This is a genomic window from Caulobacter sp. HMWF025 (assembly GCF_003060965.1).
Taxonomy (GTDB): domain Bacteria; phylum Pseudomonadota; class Alphaproteobacteria; order Caulobacterales; family Caulobacteraceae; genus Caulobacter.
The window spans coordinates 1-14,991 of the sequence record NZ_QAII01000048.1; the positions used below are offsets into that span (position 1 = coordinate 1).

The 14,991-nt window shown below is 67.7% G+C and carries 9 protein-coding genes and 2 pseudogenes; 2 read left to right on the forward strand and 9 right to left on the reverse strand.

Annotated features, from left to right (window positions below; all coding sequences use genetic code 11):
• Positions 1–204, reverse strand: a pseudogene (locus tag DBR10_RS05905) (hypothetical protein); the annotation flags it as partial.
• Between the two features lie 10 nt (positions 205–214).
• On the opposite strand from DBR10_RS05905, the gene DBR10_RS05910 reads away from it, so the two are divergent.
• A complete protein-coding gene (locus DBR10_RS05910; RefSeq protein WP_108504104.1) occupies positions 215–1,120 on the forward strand; it encodes a LysR family transcriptional regulator in 906 nt (301 codons plus the stop codon).
• 182 nt (positions 1,121–1,302) lie between these two features.
• Here the strand turns inward: DBR10_RS05910 and DBR10_RS05915 are convergent, their stop codons facing one another.
• Together DBR10_RS05915 and DBR10_RS05920 are read right to left on the reverse strand one after the other, a co-directional pair.
• Entirely contained in the window at positions 1,303–2,910 is a 1,608-nt protein-coding gene (locus DBR10_RS05915; protein WP_233243299.1) for an ice nucleation protein, read from the reverse strand.
• Between the two features lie 58 nt (positions 2,911–2,968).
• A complete protein-coding gene (locus DBR10_RS05920; protein WP_108504102.1) occupies positions 2,969–4,291 on the reverse strand; it encodes an Hsp70 family protein in 1,323 nt (440 codons plus the stop codon).
• A 141-nt stretch (positions 4,292–4,432) separates the two neighbouring features.
• Here DBR10_RS05920 and DBR10_RS05925 point away from each other — a divergent pair, with 141 nt between their 5' ends.
• Positions 4,433–5,611, forward strand: a complete 1,179-nt coding sequence (locus DBR10_RS05925; protein WP_108504101.1) for an NAD(P)/FAD-dependent oxidoreductase — start codon at positions 4,433–4,435, stop codon at positions 5,609–5,611.
• 163 nt (positions 5,612–5,774) lie between these two features.
• Here DBR10_RS05925 and DBR10_RS05930 read toward each other — a convergent pair whose 3' ends face one another.
• The 6 genes and pseudogenes from DBR10_RS05930 to DBR10_RS05950 form a co-directional block, all read right to left on the reverse strand.
• On the reverse strand, positions 5,775–8,072 hold the full coding sequence (locus DBR10_RS05930; protein ID WP_108556207.1) for a DEAD/DEAH box helicase: 2,298 nt from the start codon (positions 8,070–8,072) through the stop codon (positions 5,775–5,777).
• A 310-nt stretch (positions 8,073–8,382) separates the two neighbouring features.
• Positions 8,383–8,799 carry a hypothetical protein gene (locus DBR10_RS05935; RefSeq protein ID WP_108503690.1) on the reverse strand — a complete coding sequence of 139 codons (417 nt, stop codon included), beginning with the start codon at positions 8,797–8,799 and terminating at the stop codon, positions 8,383–8,385.
• Between the two features lie 226 nt (positions 8,800–9,025).
• Positions 9,026–9,141 (reverse strand): annotated as a pseudogene (locus tag DBR10_RS20455) (hypothetical protein); the annotation flags it as partial.
• Positions 9,142–9,793: 652 nt separating this feature from the next.
• Positions 9,794–11,881 (reverse strand): DNA topoisomerase IV subunit B, encoded by a 2,088-nt coding sequence (parE, locus tag DBR10_RS05940; protein WP_108556208.1) that lies wholly within the window; start codon positions 11,879–11,881, stop codon positions 9,794–9,796.
• Between the two features lie 155 nt (positions 11,882–12,036).
• Positions 12,037–13,389 carry an amidohydrolase family protein gene (locus DBR10_RS05945; RefSeq protein ID WP_108503691.1) on the reverse strand — a complete coding sequence of 451 codons (1,353 nt, stop codon included), beginning with the start codon at positions 13,387–13,389 and terminating at the stop codon, positions 12,037–12,039.
• Positions 13,389–14,861: an amidohydrolase gene (locus tag DBR10_RS05950; RefSeq protein WP_108556209.1), complete on the reverse strand. Its 1,473-nt coding sequence runs from the start codon at positions 14,859–14,861 to the stop codon at positions 13,389–13,391. Before DBR10_RS05950 ends, DBR10_RS05945 begins: the two co-directional genes overlap by 1 nt.
• Between the last annotated feature and the right edge of the window lie 130 nt (positions 14,862–14,991).

Here is a 14,991-nt window from a genome sequence, read left to right on the forward strand (position 1 = left end):
GTTCTTGGGGTCGTAATAGCTGGCAAACGAGAAATGGTGCCTGGCCTTCAGCCAACCGTGGTCGGCGCCGCCAAGTCTGTCGAACGGTCTGCGATCGATCATGGCCTTGTCCTCTTCAAGCGTTGCGCCGGTCATCGGCGTCGCTGGGTTGAGGTGAAGATAGCGATCGGCTATCAGATCGAAATAGAAACTATTGAAACCCATTGTTTCCAAAATGAGCAAACTTCCGGATCTGGAAGGCCTGGCGATCTTTGCCAAGGTCGTTGAACTGCGCTCCTTCGCGGGAGCTGCAGACGAGCTGGGCCTGTCCAAGGCCACGGTTTCCAAGGCGGTGACCCGTCTGGAAACGCGGCTGGGCGCGCGTTTGTTCAATCGCACCTCGCGTCGCCTGGCCCTGACGGACGCCGGCCAGTCGCTGGCCGAGCCGGCCACGGGGGTTCTGGCCCAGGCCGAGGCCGCCGAGAGTGCGGCCCTGGCCCAGTCTTCGACGCCCCGGGGCCTGGTTCGGCTGGCGGCCCCGATGTCGTTTGGCCTGTCGGACGTGGCGCCGGTGCTGCCCGGCTTTATGGCGGCCTATCCGGAGGTTTCTGTCGATCTGCACCTCAGTGATGCGACGGTGGACCTGATCGGGATGGGGTTTGATGCCGCCCTGCGGATCGCGGATCTGCCGGACTCGTCGCTGGTCGCCCGGCGGCTGCGGGCCGTGAAGCGCTATCTCGTGGCCTCGCCGGCCTATCTGGACCGTCGTGGTCGCCCGACCCATCCGGGCCAACTCGCCGAGCACTGCTGCCTCGGCTACGCCTACCTGCCGACGCCCGATACCTGGCGGTTTGTCAGAGGGGACGGCGAAGAAGTGTCGGTGCGGCCGGCCGGGGCCCTGCGGGCCAATAATGCCGATGCCCTGATGCCGGCCCTGCTGGCGGGCCTGGGTCTGGCGGTCCTGCCGGACTTCATCGCCGGAGCCGCGATTGCGGGCGGCCGTCTGGAAGCGGTCATGCCCGACTGGAGCCCGCCGCCGATTGCCCTGCATCTGGTTACCCCGCCGGGCGGGCCCAGGCCGGCCCGGGTTGAGGCGCTGACAGCCTATCTGGCGTCGGCTCTCGGGAGTCGCGGACTCTAGTTCGGCCCTGAAAGGCGGGTGTATCCGGGGAGAGGATTGGACCGCCCGCCCTGGTTCGGGGGGCGTCGCACGGCGGGCGGTCACGCAGACACCGGTCGGGGGGATGATCCGGGTCCGCTGTTACAATGCTCCAGGGGCAGACCGGTTCCGCCCCGGACGGGGTGCCGCGTGAACGCGTGCGATCAGAGGCTTTCGACCTGGGTTGGTGTCAGGGCTCCGACCTGGGCCGGCGTCATGGCCGCCAGATTTGTCTCCGACAGCCAGTTCAGCTGGTTGATGGTCAGGCCGGGGATCTGGGTGATCGTCAGATAGCCGATCTGGGTGGTGCTGAGGCTGTCGATGACCGTTGTCGACAGTGACCCCACCTGGCTGGCGCTGAGCCCAGCGACCTGGGTCGCATCCAGGGTCGAGAAGGCCTCCGTGCCGAGGCTGCGCAGCTGGAACGACGTCAGGCCGCGCAGGGCGGTCGGAGTCAGGGCGGTGAGCTGGGACGTGTCGAGGGCGGCGAGATTGGTCACCGACAGTCCGGCCAGTTGGGTCGGGGCCAGGGCAGTCACCTGCGTCGTCGTCAGCTCTCCAATATCCGTAACTGACAGACTTGCCAGCTGGCGGGCCGTAAGTCCGGCAATCTGGCTCTGGCTCAGGCCCCCGAAGCGCGAGGCGGACAGGCTTGACAGGGCGCCGGGCGAGAGCCCGCCGACCTGCTGGGCCGAGAGTTGCGTCAGGCGGGTGCTACTGAATTCCTCGACATCCGTCGTCGTCAGTCCGCCCATCTGGCTCACCGTCAGGGCGGCCAACTGGCTGGTCGAGAGCCCTTCGATCTGGGTCGCGGTCAGGGCGTTGATGTTGGTGGTCGTCAGGCCGCTGAGCTGGGTCGGTGTGAGCAGGGCGACCTGGGTTGCGGTGAACTCAGCGAAGTCCGTGGCGCTCAGGCCCTGCATCTGCTCCAGCGTGAAACCGGCGATCTGGGCGGGGGTCAGGGCCGTGACCTGGGTGGCGGTCAGGGCCGACACGTTCGTGGCCGTGAGGCCCGAAAGCTGGGTCGAAGACAGGCTGGTGACCTGGGTGTCGTTCAGACTGGCGAACTGGCCGGCCGTCAGGGCCCCGGTCTGGGCAGCGGAGAGGGTTTCAAGCTGGGTCGAGGCCAGTCCGCCGACCTGGGTACTGGTCAGCCCGCCGACCTGGCTGACTGTCAGGCTGCGCACCTGGGCCGGGGACAGGACCCGCACCTGGGGATCGCTCAGGGCGGACACGACACTGGCCGACAGGGCGGCGACCTGGGTCGGGGTCAAGGCCGCGACCTGGCTGGTGGAGAGCTCGGCCAGATCCCCGGCGGTCAGGACCGCCATATGGCCCGCCGTCAGGCCCTCGAGCTGGCTCGCCTCTAGCGAGGCGATCTGGGTGGCATTGAGCGACGAGAAACCGGCGGCGGACAGGGCGGCGATCTGGGTGGCGGCCAGCACGTCCAGCCGGCCGGCATCCAGCGTGGCCAGCTGGGTGGAGGTCAGGGCCCCGACCGCGGACTCGCTGAAGGCCGCCAACTGGGCGGCGTCGAACACGATGGCGGCCCCGAAGTTCGGAACCTGGGTCGCGGCCAGACCCCGGGCCTGGGTGCTCGACAGGGCGTGGACCTGGGTGGCGTCCAGGACAGCAATCCCGGTCGCATTGATCGCGCCGATCTGGGTGGAGTCGAGCGTCTCGAGTTTGGTCGTGGAGAGGTCGTCGAAGATCCGACCCGGCAGGGCGGCGATCTGCGTGGCCGAGAGGTAGGAGATCGGCAATGGGTTCACCCTGGACGACGGCAAACGTTAACCAGATTCCGAAGTTAGGTCCACGCGACCGGTTGGCTCAGCCGGCGCGCATGGTCCAGAGGTCCAGATTCCGCTCGCGCCCGATCAGGGCCAGGCCCGAGGCGATCGACTCGAACTCGCCGCCGCTCTCGACCCGCTCCGGCGCAAAGCGGCGCAGGAAGATGTCGCGCACGGCCGGGACGAACGAGGTTCCGCCGGTCAGGAAGACGCGGTCCACGGCCTCGGGGGCAAGGTTGGCGCGGGCCAGGGCCTGGTCGACAGCGGTCTCGATGGCGGTCAGTTCGGGCGCGATCCAGCCCTCGAACGTCGACCGCTCGACCTCGTGTTCGATCAGGATCGATCCGGCGGCAAAGCGGAAGGTGGCCCGGGTCTGGGCCGATAGCGCTTCTTTCAGGGCTGACACCGAACGGTAGAGGGCATAGCCGTGATTGTCGTCCAGCACCTCGATCAGGCGGCTGATCTTGTCTGGCTCCATGGCCGTCTTTTCCAGCCCGCGGATGTCGCGCATGTCGCGGGAGGCGCGCAGCAGGGCCAGCTGGTCCCAGCGCGCAAAGGCCGTGTAGTAGCGCTGCGGGATCGGCAGACGGTTGTCGAAGGCCCGGTACAGCGAGCCCTTGCCGAGGGCCGGCGAGACCAACTGATCGATGATCCGGTAGTCGAAGGCGTCACCGGCCACCCCGACCCCGGAATGGCTGAGCGGGGTCGAACGCAGGGTGCCGTCGGCCTCGCGCTCGAAGCGGACGAGCGAAAAGTCGCTGGTGCCGCCGCCGAAGTCGGCGACCAGCACGGTGGCGTCCTGTTTCAGCTGGCGGGCAAAGAAGAAAGCCGCCCCGACCGGCTCGTAGGCGTAGCGGATATCGGTAAAGCCCAGCCGGGCAAAGGCGGCGTCATAGCGCTGCAGGGCCAGGTGCTCGTCGGGATTGCCGCCGGCGAAGGTCACCGGCCGGCCGACCACGACGCGGGGCGGCAGGGTCGAAAGCGCGGCCCCAGCGTGTTCGCGCACCTTCAACAGGAAGGCCGCCAGCAGGTCCTCGAACAGGTAGCGCTTGTTGAGGATGCGGGTTTCGGTGAAGGCCGCGCTGGCGGCAAAGCTCTTGAACGACTGGATGAAGCGCGTTTCCAGCGGATCTTCCAGATAGGCCTCGATCGCCCAGGGGCCGGCCTCGATGACCCGCTCGTTGGCCTCGCCGCCCTGGCCGAGCAGGTTGTGGAAGCTCAAGGCCGAGCGGAAGGCGAAGAGATCACCCTCACCGGTCGGGAAGCGGACCAGCTGCGCCGAGCCGTCACCCCCGGTCATCGAGATGACGGTGTTGGTGGTGCCGAAATCGATGCCGATCGTCGGCGGGACGACGGACGTCATGGGGCGGGCCAGTCTGCTGCAGCGGGGGGCGTGGGTGTTAGCGCCTGTGACCGGCCGGTTCAAGGGTGCTGATGGTCCCGGCTCGATTGACTCCCGTCGCCGCCTCCTGTCGAACGGGCGCAGCAGCAGGGAAGGTCAGTCTTGGAACAGTTCGACGTCGTCATCATCGGAGCGGGTGCCGCGGGCATGATGTGCGCCATCGAGGCGGGCAAGCGTGGCCGCTCGGTTCTGGTGGTCGATCATGCCAAGGCCCCGGGCGAGAAGATCCGCATCAGCGGCGGCGGCCGCTGCAACTTCACCAATATCCATGCGACGGCGGCCAACTTCCTGTCGGCCAATCCCAAGTTCTGCGTCTCGGCCCTGCGACGCTACCGGCCCCGCGACTTCATCGCCCTGGTCGAGAAACACGCCATAGCCTATCACGAGAAGACCCTGGGCCAGCTGTTCTGTGACGGCTCGGCCATGCAGATCATCACCATGCTGCTGACCGAAATGAAGGCTGCCGGCTGCGAACTGCGGCTGGAGACTTCGGTTGAAAGCCTTGAACGCGACGGCGAGGGCTTTCTGCTGGCTCTCTCGGGTCGCGATGTGCGCTGCCAGTCGCTGGTGGTGGCCTGTGGCGGCAAGTCGATCCCGAAGATGGGCGCGACCGGCTTCGGTTACGACATCGCCCGGCAGTTCGGCCTCGGCGTCGTCGAGACCCGTCCGGCGCTGGTGCCCCTGACCTTCGAGGTCAAGGCCCTGGAGCGGCTGACGCCGCTGTCGGGTGTGGCCCTGGACGCGGTCGTCCACCATGGCAAGACGAAGTTCCGCGAAGGCATGCTGTTCACCCATCGCGGGCTGTCGGGCCCATCTATCCTGCAGATCTCGTCTTACTGGCGTGAGGGCGACGAGATCCGCGTCGACATGGCCCCCGGCGTCGACGCCCTTGCCGCCCTCAAGACGGCCCGCACGACCACACCGCGCCGGTCGGTTTCGACGGTGATGGCAACCCTGCTGCCGCAGCGGGTGGCCCAGATCGTTTCGGACGATGAGGGGGCCCAGGGCAATATCGCCGACTGTTCGGACAAGGTGCTGGGGCGGCTGGCCACGGCGGTCAATGCCTGGACCTTCAAGCCTGTCGGCTCGGAAGGCTATCGGACGGCCGAGGTGACGCTGGGCGGGGTCGACACCAATGATCTCGATTCCCGCACCCTGCAGGCCAAGGCGGTGCCTGGCCTGTTCTTCATCGGCGAAGTCGTGGATGTGACCGGCTGGCTGGGCGGCTTCAATTTCCAGTGGGCCTGGGCCTCGGGCTGGTCAGCGGGTCAGTCGGTCTAAGACAAACAACTCTGGATCAAATTGCTTGTCATCCCGGCCGCAGCGAAGCGGAGCGCCGGGACCCAGGCGCCGCTGCAGTGCGGTTGCCCCTGGGTCCCGGACAGCCTCTGCGAGGCTTCCGGGATGACAAGGTTTTTGGGTCTGACGATCAGATCGTCGATATCTACTTCTTCTTGAACGGCTTACCGGCCGGCTTGCCGCCGTCGAAGCCCTTGGCCTTGAAGGGCTTGGGACCCTTGAACGGCTTGGCGGGCCCGTCGCCGCGCGGCTTGGGCGAATAGGAGGTCTGCGGACCCGAAGCCTTGTCGCCGAACGCCTTGGGGGCACCGCTACGCGGCTTGAAGTCGCGCTTGGGGCCGTCGTCGCGGCCCTCGGTGCGGGGCTTGTAGGCGCGCTTTGCGCCGCCTTCGGCGTCGGCCGGCGAGTAGGGGCGCGGGGCGTCGTCACGGGGCGCGCGGGGCTTGAAGTCGCGCGGAGCATCGTCCCGCTTGAACTCGCTACGCGGCTTGAACTCGCGCGGCGCGGCGTTGTCGCGATCACGAGCAGGCCGGGCCTTGTAGTCGCCCTTGGGCTCCTCGCCCTTGCCATAGGGCTTGGCGGTGCTGAAGCCGTCATCGCTGTAGGCGGCCGGACGCGGCGTATGATCGCGCGAGCCCGGGGCGTTGGCGCGCGGCGAGCGCGGAGCCTCATCGCGCGGGGGGCGCGGCTTGAACTCGCGCGGCGCGTCGTTGTCGCGCGGTCCATTTTCGCGGGGGGCACGCGGGGCGAAATCCTTGCGCGGACCGCTGCTGTCGCGGGCGGCTGGAGCCGCCGTCGGCGTGATGGCGACGTCGTCACGGACCGTGGCCTGAACCGCTGCGCCGAACTTCACTGCGGCCTCGGCCGAGATCTCGAACTTGGTGTCGTAGTCGAAGATCCGGATAGAGCCGATGTCCTTCTTGGTCACGTGGCCCAGGCGGCAGATCAGCGGGATCAGCCATTTGGGGTCGGCGTTGTTGCGGCGACCGGTGTTGAGGCGGAACCATTCGGCACCGCTCATGTCGCTGCGCGGCTCGCGCTCGGGACGGTCTCCACCGAAGTCGCGTTCGCCGCCGAATTCGCGGGGTTCGCGCGGCTCGCGGCTGCGCGGACCCGGATCGGCGCCGTGGCGCGGGTCGTCATAGATCTCTTCTGGTGCCGGCAGTTTGGCGCGGCGGGTGCGGATCAGGGCCGAGGCCAGTTCCAGCGGCGTGCGCTTTTCCAGCATCACTTCGGCCAGGGCGGTGTCTTCCTCGGTCGACGCCTCGGCGAAGATCGGATCGTCCAGCAGGCGCTCGGTGTCCTTGATGCGGATCTCGTCGGCGGTCGGGGCGCCGCCCCAGTGGCCTTCGACGCCGGCGGCCATCAGCAGCTGTTCGGCCTTGCGACGGCGGGTATAGGGCACGACCAGGGCGCTGACGCCCTTCTTGCCGGCCCGACCGGTGCGGCCCGAACGGTGCAGCAGGGTGGCCTTGTTGACCGGCAGTTCGGCGTGGATGACCAGGCCGAGGTCCGGCAGGTCCAGACCGCGGGCGGCGACGTCGGTGGCGACGCAGACGCGGGCGTGGCCGTCGCGCAGGGCTTGCAGGGCGTCAGCGCGTTCGCGCTGGCTCAGCTCGCCCGACAGGCCGACGACGGCGAAGCCGCGCTCGCGCAGCTTGGAGTGCATGGCGCGGACGCTTTCGCGGGTGTTGCAGAACACCAGGGCGCCGGGGCTTTCGAAATAGCGCAGCAGGTTGACGATCGCGTGCTCGATCTCATTGGGCGCGACGCGCACGGCACGATACTCGATGTCGCGGTGCGGTTCGTTGCGGCCGACGGTGTCGATGCGCAGGGCGTCGTTCTGATAGCTCTTGGCCAGCTGAATGATGTCGCGGGCCAGGGTCGCTGAGAACAGCAGGGTGCGGCGTTCGGCCGGCGCGGCGTCGAGGATGAACTCGAGGTCCTCGCGGAAGCCCATGTCGAGCATTTCGTCGGCTTCGTCGAGGACGGCGACCTTCAGCTCGGAAAGGTCCAGGTGACCGCGCTCGATATGGTCGCGCAGGCGGCCCGGCGTACCCACCACGATATGGGCCCCGAAGTTCAGGGCGCGCTGTTCGCGGCGGGCGTCCATGCCGCCGACGCAGTTGACGACGACGGCCTTGGCTTCGGCATAGAGCCAGGCCAGCTCGCGATTGACCTGGATGGCCAGCTCGCGGGTCGGGGCGATGACCAGGCACATCGGCGCAGCGGCCTTGCCGAAGGTCTCCTCATCACCCAGCAGGGTGGTGGCGGCGGCGAGGCCGAAGGCCACGGTCTTGCCGGAACCGGTCTGGGCGCTGACCAGCAGGTCGCGGCCTTCGGCATCGGCTTCCAGCACGGCGGCCTGGACGGGGGTGGGCTCAAGGTAACCCTGAGCAGCAAGAGCCCGCTCAAGAGCGGGGTGGGAGGCGGGGAAGGGCATAGTGGTCCAATTCGGTTCAAGCGGACGGCACACACACACGTGCGGCCCGCGCCACGACCAAATACGACCCCCAAATGGACCGTGTTCTTGGTCTTTTCTCGTGAAATTTGGACCCTCTCGGGCGCTCTGCCATAAAGGCCAGGGCGAAAAGAGGTCCAATGGACCGCCTTAGGAGGCTAAATCGGTCGGGATTGCAAGGGCAGCGGGGAAATTCCCGCCAGGTGCGACCAATTGGCCTCAGGGCGCGTTCGCGGGCGTGAGGGCCGGACCGGTCGCCCCCACGCCCGCCGGATGGCGGGTTTGCAACCGCTCAGGCGCGTGCCGGCGCCGTGGACAGCTCGCGCGAGACGACCGCCGAGAAGGCGGCCAGGGCACCCAGAACCAGCAGGAACAGCGCCTCGGCGATGCCGGGGGCAAGGACCGTTAGCGAGGGCACGGCAGGGCTGTTGGCGATCCCGACAGTGCCCGCCAGCAGGGTGAACAGGGCACCGGCCATCGCCAGCAGGGGCGCGCCCTTGGCCACGGCGTTCAAGAGGCGTGTGCGCCGAAGTCCGGCCAGGACCGGGGCCAGCAGGATGGCCAGCACCAGCAGGGCCAGGATCAGCTGGATCGGTGTGGCTGCGGCCCCGAAGATCCCGCCGACCGACATGCGCGGGGTTCGGGTCGCCGCCAGCGCCGGGGACGCCATGGGAAGCAAGGTGAGGGTGATCAGGGCGATGCGGGACATAATGGGCTCCGTGAAAGTTACGGGCGTAAGATTGATCGAGGAATTTAGATTTGTAAATCCAAATCTGATGCCGATGGGCCGGCGCCGCAGGCCCCCTCCTGACCGGCTTTCGCCGGTCGTCCGCCCCCAGCGGGGGCGGATGAGATCCTCTTCCCCCTCCGGGGGAAGACGGTCGCGAAGCGACCCGTAGGGGGCAAGTGGGGGATAGATCTCGATACCCCCTACTTGTCATCCCGGCCGGACCCCGGCGAAGGCCGGGGGGAGAGCCGGGACCCAGGGGCAACCGCAGTGCGCCGACCCCTGGGTCCCGGCGCTCCCGCCCTCCGGGCGTCCGGCCGGGATGACAAGGATTTTGGGCGTTAGAGAACGGGGATCCAGTCCGCTCAATCCCCGCAACCCCTCAGACAAAAGCCTTCTAATTCAACCCCTTACAAAAATCTCCATCGCGCCAATCCGACGCACTCAAATCCCCCCGCATAATCATCCCACCAGATCGCACGGGAAGGGCGCACGTACGGCGACCGTTGCGGCGGTCTGGGGTGGTCGAGCGGGCAGCGTCCCGGCGGCCGTCACCTGGGGCCTCGGGCGCCCGGTTTGCGAGACGTGGCCTGTCCCTCCAGGGAAGGCGGGCATTTCGGATCGGGGTTTGGGATCAGTTCCCCGGGCGGCGGTCCGGCGGACACGCAACAGGTCCGGGCTGAAATCGCCCGGACGGTCTGGACGGGGTCGCTTCCCCTCCACCCGTCGGGGGCCGAAATCGGGAGCGGGTTAAAACCCCGCGTCCCGAAGGCTCACCGGATAACGGACTACGCGGAGCGTCTGAACTTCGTCGAAACGGTACTTCTAAACACTCACATCCGGGCGAGGCCCGGACGCTCCGCAGCCCTTCCCACACCTTCAGCGGTCAAACCGCGTGAGGCGGCGAAGTCGCGCCTGATGCCCTGGCGTCCCCCTTACCGTTCAGGTCGCCGCTTCCTGAAGACGCGGATCGCCGTCAGACGTCGAGATCCGCCGTGGCGAACTGGGCATTGTCCTGGATGAAGCGGAAGCGCAGCTCGGGTTTGCGGCCCATCAGGGTCTCGACCAGGTCTTCGACCTCTTCCTCGGAGCGGGGCAGGGTTATCTTGGCCAGGGTGCGCACCGCCGGATCCATCGTGGTCTCCTTCAGCTGCGCGGCCATCATCTCGCCCAGACCCTTGAAGCGGCCGATCTCGGGCTTCTTGTTCTTGAAGGTTGTCGCGAGAAGTTCGTCCTTGTGGGCGTCGTCGCGGGCATATTCGGTCTTGCCGCCATGGCTGATCCGGTAGAGCGGTGGCAGGGCCAGGAACAGGTGCCCGCCCCGGATCAGGTTGGGCATGGTGCGATAGAAGAAGGTGATCAGCAGCGAGGCGATGTGGGCCCCGTCGACGTCGGCGTCGGTCATGATGATGATCCGCTCATAGCGCAGATCTTCCTCGCGATACCGGTTGCCGGGCTGGGCCCCAAGGGCCAGCATCAGGTCGGACAGCTCCTTGTTGGCGGTGAACTTGTCACCGCTGGCCGAGGCCACATTGAGGATCTTGCCCCGCAGCGGCAGGATCGCCTGGTTCTTGCGGTTGCGGGCCTGCTTGGCCGAGCCACCGGCGCTGTCGCCTTCGACGATGAACAGTTCGGCCCCGTCCACCGCACCACCGGCACAGTCGGCCAGCTTGCCCGGCAGTCGCAGCTTGCGGGTCGCCGAGGCGCGGCTGACTTCCTTGTCCTTGCGGCGCTTGAGCCGCTCCTCGGCCCGCTCGATGACGAAGTCGAGCAGGGCCTGTGCGGTCTTGGGTGACCCCGTCAGCCAGTGGTCGAACGGGTCGCGCAGGGCGGCTTCGACGAAACGCTGGGCCTCGGTCGAGGAGAGCTTTTCCTTGGTCTGGCCCTGGAATTCCGGGTTCTTGATGAACACCGAGATCAGGGCCCCGGCCTGGGCGATGACGTCGTCGGCCGTGATGATCGCGGCGCGCTTTTCGCCCTTCAGTTCGGCATAGGCCTTGAGGCCCCGCGTCAGGGCCGCCCGCAGACCGCTCTCGTGGGTGCCGCCCTCGGGGGTCGGCACGGTGTTGCAGTACGACTGCATGAAGCCGTCATGCTCGCCGAAACCGCGTGGCGTCCAGGCGATGGCCCATTCGACGGCCCCGGCCTCGCCCTGGCGCTCGATGCGACCCGAGAAACTCTCGGGGGTGACCATTTCCAGGCCCTTGGTGCGCTCGGCCAGGAAGTCGGCCAGACCATTGGGGAAGTGGAAGGTGGCCTCGGGCGGCGTCTGGTCGTGGATCCTTTCCGGCGCGCAGGTCCATTTGATCTGTACGCCCCGGAACAGATAGGCCTTGGAACGGGCCATGCGGTAGAGGCGGGCCGGCTTGAAGCCGCAGCCCTCACCGAAGATCTGGTCGTCAGGCTTGAAGCGCACCATGGTGCCGCGCTTGCGGCTGGGACCGATCTTCTCGACCGGACCCAGCGGCTTGCCGCGCGAGAACACCTGCAGGTGCTCGAAGCCGTCGCGCCAGACCGTGACCTCGACCAGTTCCGACAGGGCGTTGACCACCGAGGCCCCGACCCCGTGCAGGCCGCCAGAGGTCTCATAGGCCTTGCCGCTGAATTTCCCGCCGGCGTGCAGGACGGTCATGATCACTTCCAGGGCCGACTTGCCCGGATGCTTGGGGTGCGGATCGACCGGCATGCCCCGGCCGTCGTCCCGGACCGAAAGGAAGCCCTCGGCGTCGAGCCTGACTTCGATGGTCTTGGCGAAACCGGCCACGGCCTCGTCCATCGAGTTGTCCAGCACCTCGGCGAACAGATGGTGCATGGCCCGCTCGTCGGTGCCGCCGATGTACATGCCCGGCCGCATCCGGACGGGTTCGAGGCCCTCAAGGACTTCGATCGAACTGGCGTCATAAGTCCCTGAAGACGACGGCGCAGCGGGCGCAGCGGGCGCGGCGGCAGCCGGAGCAGGCACCGGGCGCGGTTCGGGAACCGGAGGCGACGCCGGCGGAGCCTTGGCGGGTTCCGCGTCGCCGAACAGCGGGAACAGGGATTCGGAGTCGTCTTTAGTGGACATTACGGGAACATGCGTCGATTCGGTGGGAAGCTCCGTATGGGCTTCAGACCGGTCGCTGAAAAGAGGCGTATCGCCGCGTCATCAGGGAAAGCTGGGGAGCAGTGCGATCTGCACCCTCCGAACGCGATGCATCCGGAGGGCGCAAAGGCCCGGCCCTAGCGATAGGCCGGCGGCAGGCCGTTGTCCGGCGCGGCATAGCGGTCGCGCAACTGGGTCTGGCGGCTGTCGCGCGGCTGCTCGACGCCGCCGATGAACACCTTGTCGGCCCAGCTGGTGGTTTCCAGCGGATCGCCGGTCCACAGCACCACATCGGCGGTCTTGCCGACCTCCAGCGAGCCGATCCGGTCGGCCTGTCCCCAGATTTTCGCGGGAGCCAGGGTCACCGAGGCAAGCCCCGCCGCATAGGGCAGGCCATTGGCGACAGCCAGACCGGCATTCAGCCGCTCCTGGCGCAGGTTGTTGAAGTCACGCGAGCCATTGATCGCCACGGTCACGCCGGCCGCATGCAGGCGGGCGGCATTGTCGAGCCGCGAGCCGATCGTCTCGAAGCTCTCGGGCAGGTCTGCCTGGGAATCAAGGATCACGGGAACGCCGGCCTTGGCGATCTCCGGGGCCACGACCCAGCCTTCCTCGGCCCCTTCGAGGATGATCCGGATCTTCTCGTCAGCCGCCAGCTTAAGGGCCAGGCGGATGTCGGAGGCGCGGTGAACGCGAACCAGCAGCGGGGTCTTGCCCTGCACGACCGGAACCAGGGCCGTCAGGTCGAGGCGCGAGAGACCGAACTCGCGGGTCGCGCCCTGCTCGAAAGCCGCGCGGTTGCGGGCAAAGGCGCGGGCATCTTCAAGGGCCGACTTGATCAGCACGATCGAGGCCCCGCGCGAACCGCCCGCCGCGCGGGCTCCGGATTCGCCCAGCGACACCGTGACGGCCAGTCTGGAGCCTTCGACCAGATCCGTATCACCGGCCTGCAGACGGACGAAGGCCGCTTGACCGCCGAACAGCGGCGGGTCGCCCGCGCCGGCGGCTCCGGCCGTCATGTCCTCGACCACACCGTCGTCTGCATGCTCGTGCGCGCCGCCGCCAGCCCCCGAGAGGACGGGCGTCACGGCCGAGGCGGTAATGCCGCCGTCGCGGGCCAGGCCGATCATCGCCGAGGCCGGGTTGACGCTGTAGGCGATATCGAAGGCGGCCGAGAGGGCCGAGCCGGTGCCGTCGTCGCGAGTCTCGCGGACGCCACTGACTTCAGACGCCGTCAGGTTGGACGAGGGCGCGATCAGGCCGGGCGTAATCACCCCGCCCTTGGCGTCGATCACCGTAGCGCCGGCAGGAGGCGCGATCCCGGCCCCGAGGGCTGCGATCTTGCCGTCCTTCAGGACGATGGTACCCGACGGGATGGCCGGGCCGCTGACCGGCTCGATGCGGGCATTGGTAATGGCGATGGTCTGGGCCATGGCCGGAGCCGCGAGGGCGGCGCAGGCGACGCCTGCGAGAAGGAAGGACCGGATCATCAGTTGAACGCTCCCTGGCCGGTTTGGCCAAGCTCGAAGTCGGACTTGGGCTGGTACTTCGGATCATGACGGTCATAGGTCAGGGCCCCGTCCACATAGACCTGCTCGGCCTGGGCGTAGACGCTGAACGGGTCGCGGCTCCAGAGCACGAGGTCGGCCGCCTTGCCGGGTTCGATCGAGCCGGTCTTGTCGCCGATCCCCATGGCCTTGGCCGGGTTGGCGGTGATCCACTTGATCGCCTCGGCCCGGCTGATGCCGTAGCCGAGCCTGTTGCCGGCCGTCATGGCGATGGCGGCTTCCTGGTTCAGGCGCTGGGTCATGATCGGGTCATCGGAGTGGATGACCACGCAGGCCCCGGCCTTCCAGAGCAGCGCGGCATTGGCGTCAATGCCGTCCAGGCTCTCCATCTTGAAGCCGGTCCAAGAGGCCCAGGTGGCCGAGCAGATGTCTTCCTTGGCCAGCAGAGCCCCGATCTTGTAGGACTCGATGGCGTGGTGGAACATGGTGATCTTGTAGCCAAACTCCCGGGCGATATCGATCATCACGGCTTCTTCGTCGGCCCGGTAGCAGTGGTTCTGCACCAGGATCTCGCCCTTCAGCACGCCGCTCAGCGTATCGAGCTGCAGGTCGCGCTTGGGGGCATCAGCCTTTTCGCCCTTCTGGACCTTGGCGCGATAGTCGTCCCACTTGCGGGTATAGTCGGCGGCGTCGATCCAGGCCTTGCGGAAGCCGGCGACGTTGCCCATCGCGGTCGACGGAGAACGGCCCTTGCCGCCATAGACGCGCTTGGGGTTCTCGCCGCAGGCCATCTTCAGGCCGTAGGGCGCGCCGGGGAACTTCATGCCCTGCATGGTCAGGGACGGCACGTTCTTCAGGGTCACCGAGCGCCCACCGAACAGGTTGGCCGACCCCGGCAGGATCTGGAGCGTGGTCACGCCGCCGGCCCGGGCCCGGTTGAAGCCCGGATCCTGCGGCCAGACCGAATGCTCGGACCAGACCTGGGCGGTGTTGGGATCGGTGGCTTCATTGCCGTCCGACCGGGCGGAGACGCCGGGTGACGGATAGACCCCCAGATGGCTGTGGGCGTCGATGATCCCGGGCGTGATCCACTTGCCCTTGGCGTCGACGACCGCTGTGTCGGCGGGCACGGCCGTGCCGGGACCGCCGATCGCCGTGATCTTGCCGCCGGACACGACGACGACGCCGTTGTCGATCTGCTGGCCCGTAGCCGTCAGGATCGTTGCGCCGACAAAGGCGGTCGGGCGTGAGGGCAGGGGGGCATAGGTCGACGGGAAGCCCGTGGACGCTGCACCGTCCAGGCCCTTGGGCAAAGGCTTGGCCTCGACCTTTTCAACGGGCTTGGCGGCGGCTGCCGCGCCGGGCTTGCTGCCTGTGCCCGTTGTCGTCGCGCAGGCGGTGAGCCCCAGCGCGAGCACGCCGACGGCCGCAGCCGTGTAACGCCATCCTGTCATGAAAAACCCCGACTCTCGAAGAGGCGGGAAGGACAAACGAAAAACCGGCGTCCGGCAAGCGAAACAACACCCTGGATTGACCGGTTCGGGAAAATGTCTCTCCCGACGCCGGCATGAAAAAGGGCCGTGG

Bases quoted from the DNA above. Each gene is read 5' to 3' on its own strand.
- DBR10_RS05910 (WP_108504104.1), top strand. From the start codon at position 215: ATGAGCAAACTTCCGGATCTGGAAGGCCTGGCGATCTTTGCCAAGGTC.
- DBR10_RS05920 (WP_108504102.1), bottom strand. From the start codon at position 4,291: ATGACGTCCGTCGTCCCGCCGACGATCGGCATCGATTTCGGCACCACC.
- DBR10_RS05930 (WP_108556207.1), bottom strand. From the start codon at position 8,072: ATGCCCTTCCCCGCCTCCCACCCCGCTCTTGAGCGGGCTCTTGCTGCT.
- DBR10_RS05935 (WP_108503690.1), bottom strand. From the start codon at position 8,799: ATGTCCCGCATCGCCCTGATCACCCTCACCTTGCTTCCCATGGCGTCC.
- parE (WP_108556208.1), bottom strand. From the start codon at position 11,881: ATGTCCACTAAAGACGACTCCGAATCCCTGTTCCCGCTGTTCGGCGAC.
- DBR10_RS05945 (WP_108503691.1), bottom strand. From the start codon at position 13,389: ATGATCCGGTCCTTCCTTCTCGCAGGCGTCGCCTGCGCCGCCCTCGCG.
- DBR10_RS05950 (WP_108556209.1), bottom strand. From the start codon at position 14,861: ATGACAGGATGGCGTTACACGGCTGCGGCCGTCGGCGTGCTCGCGCTG.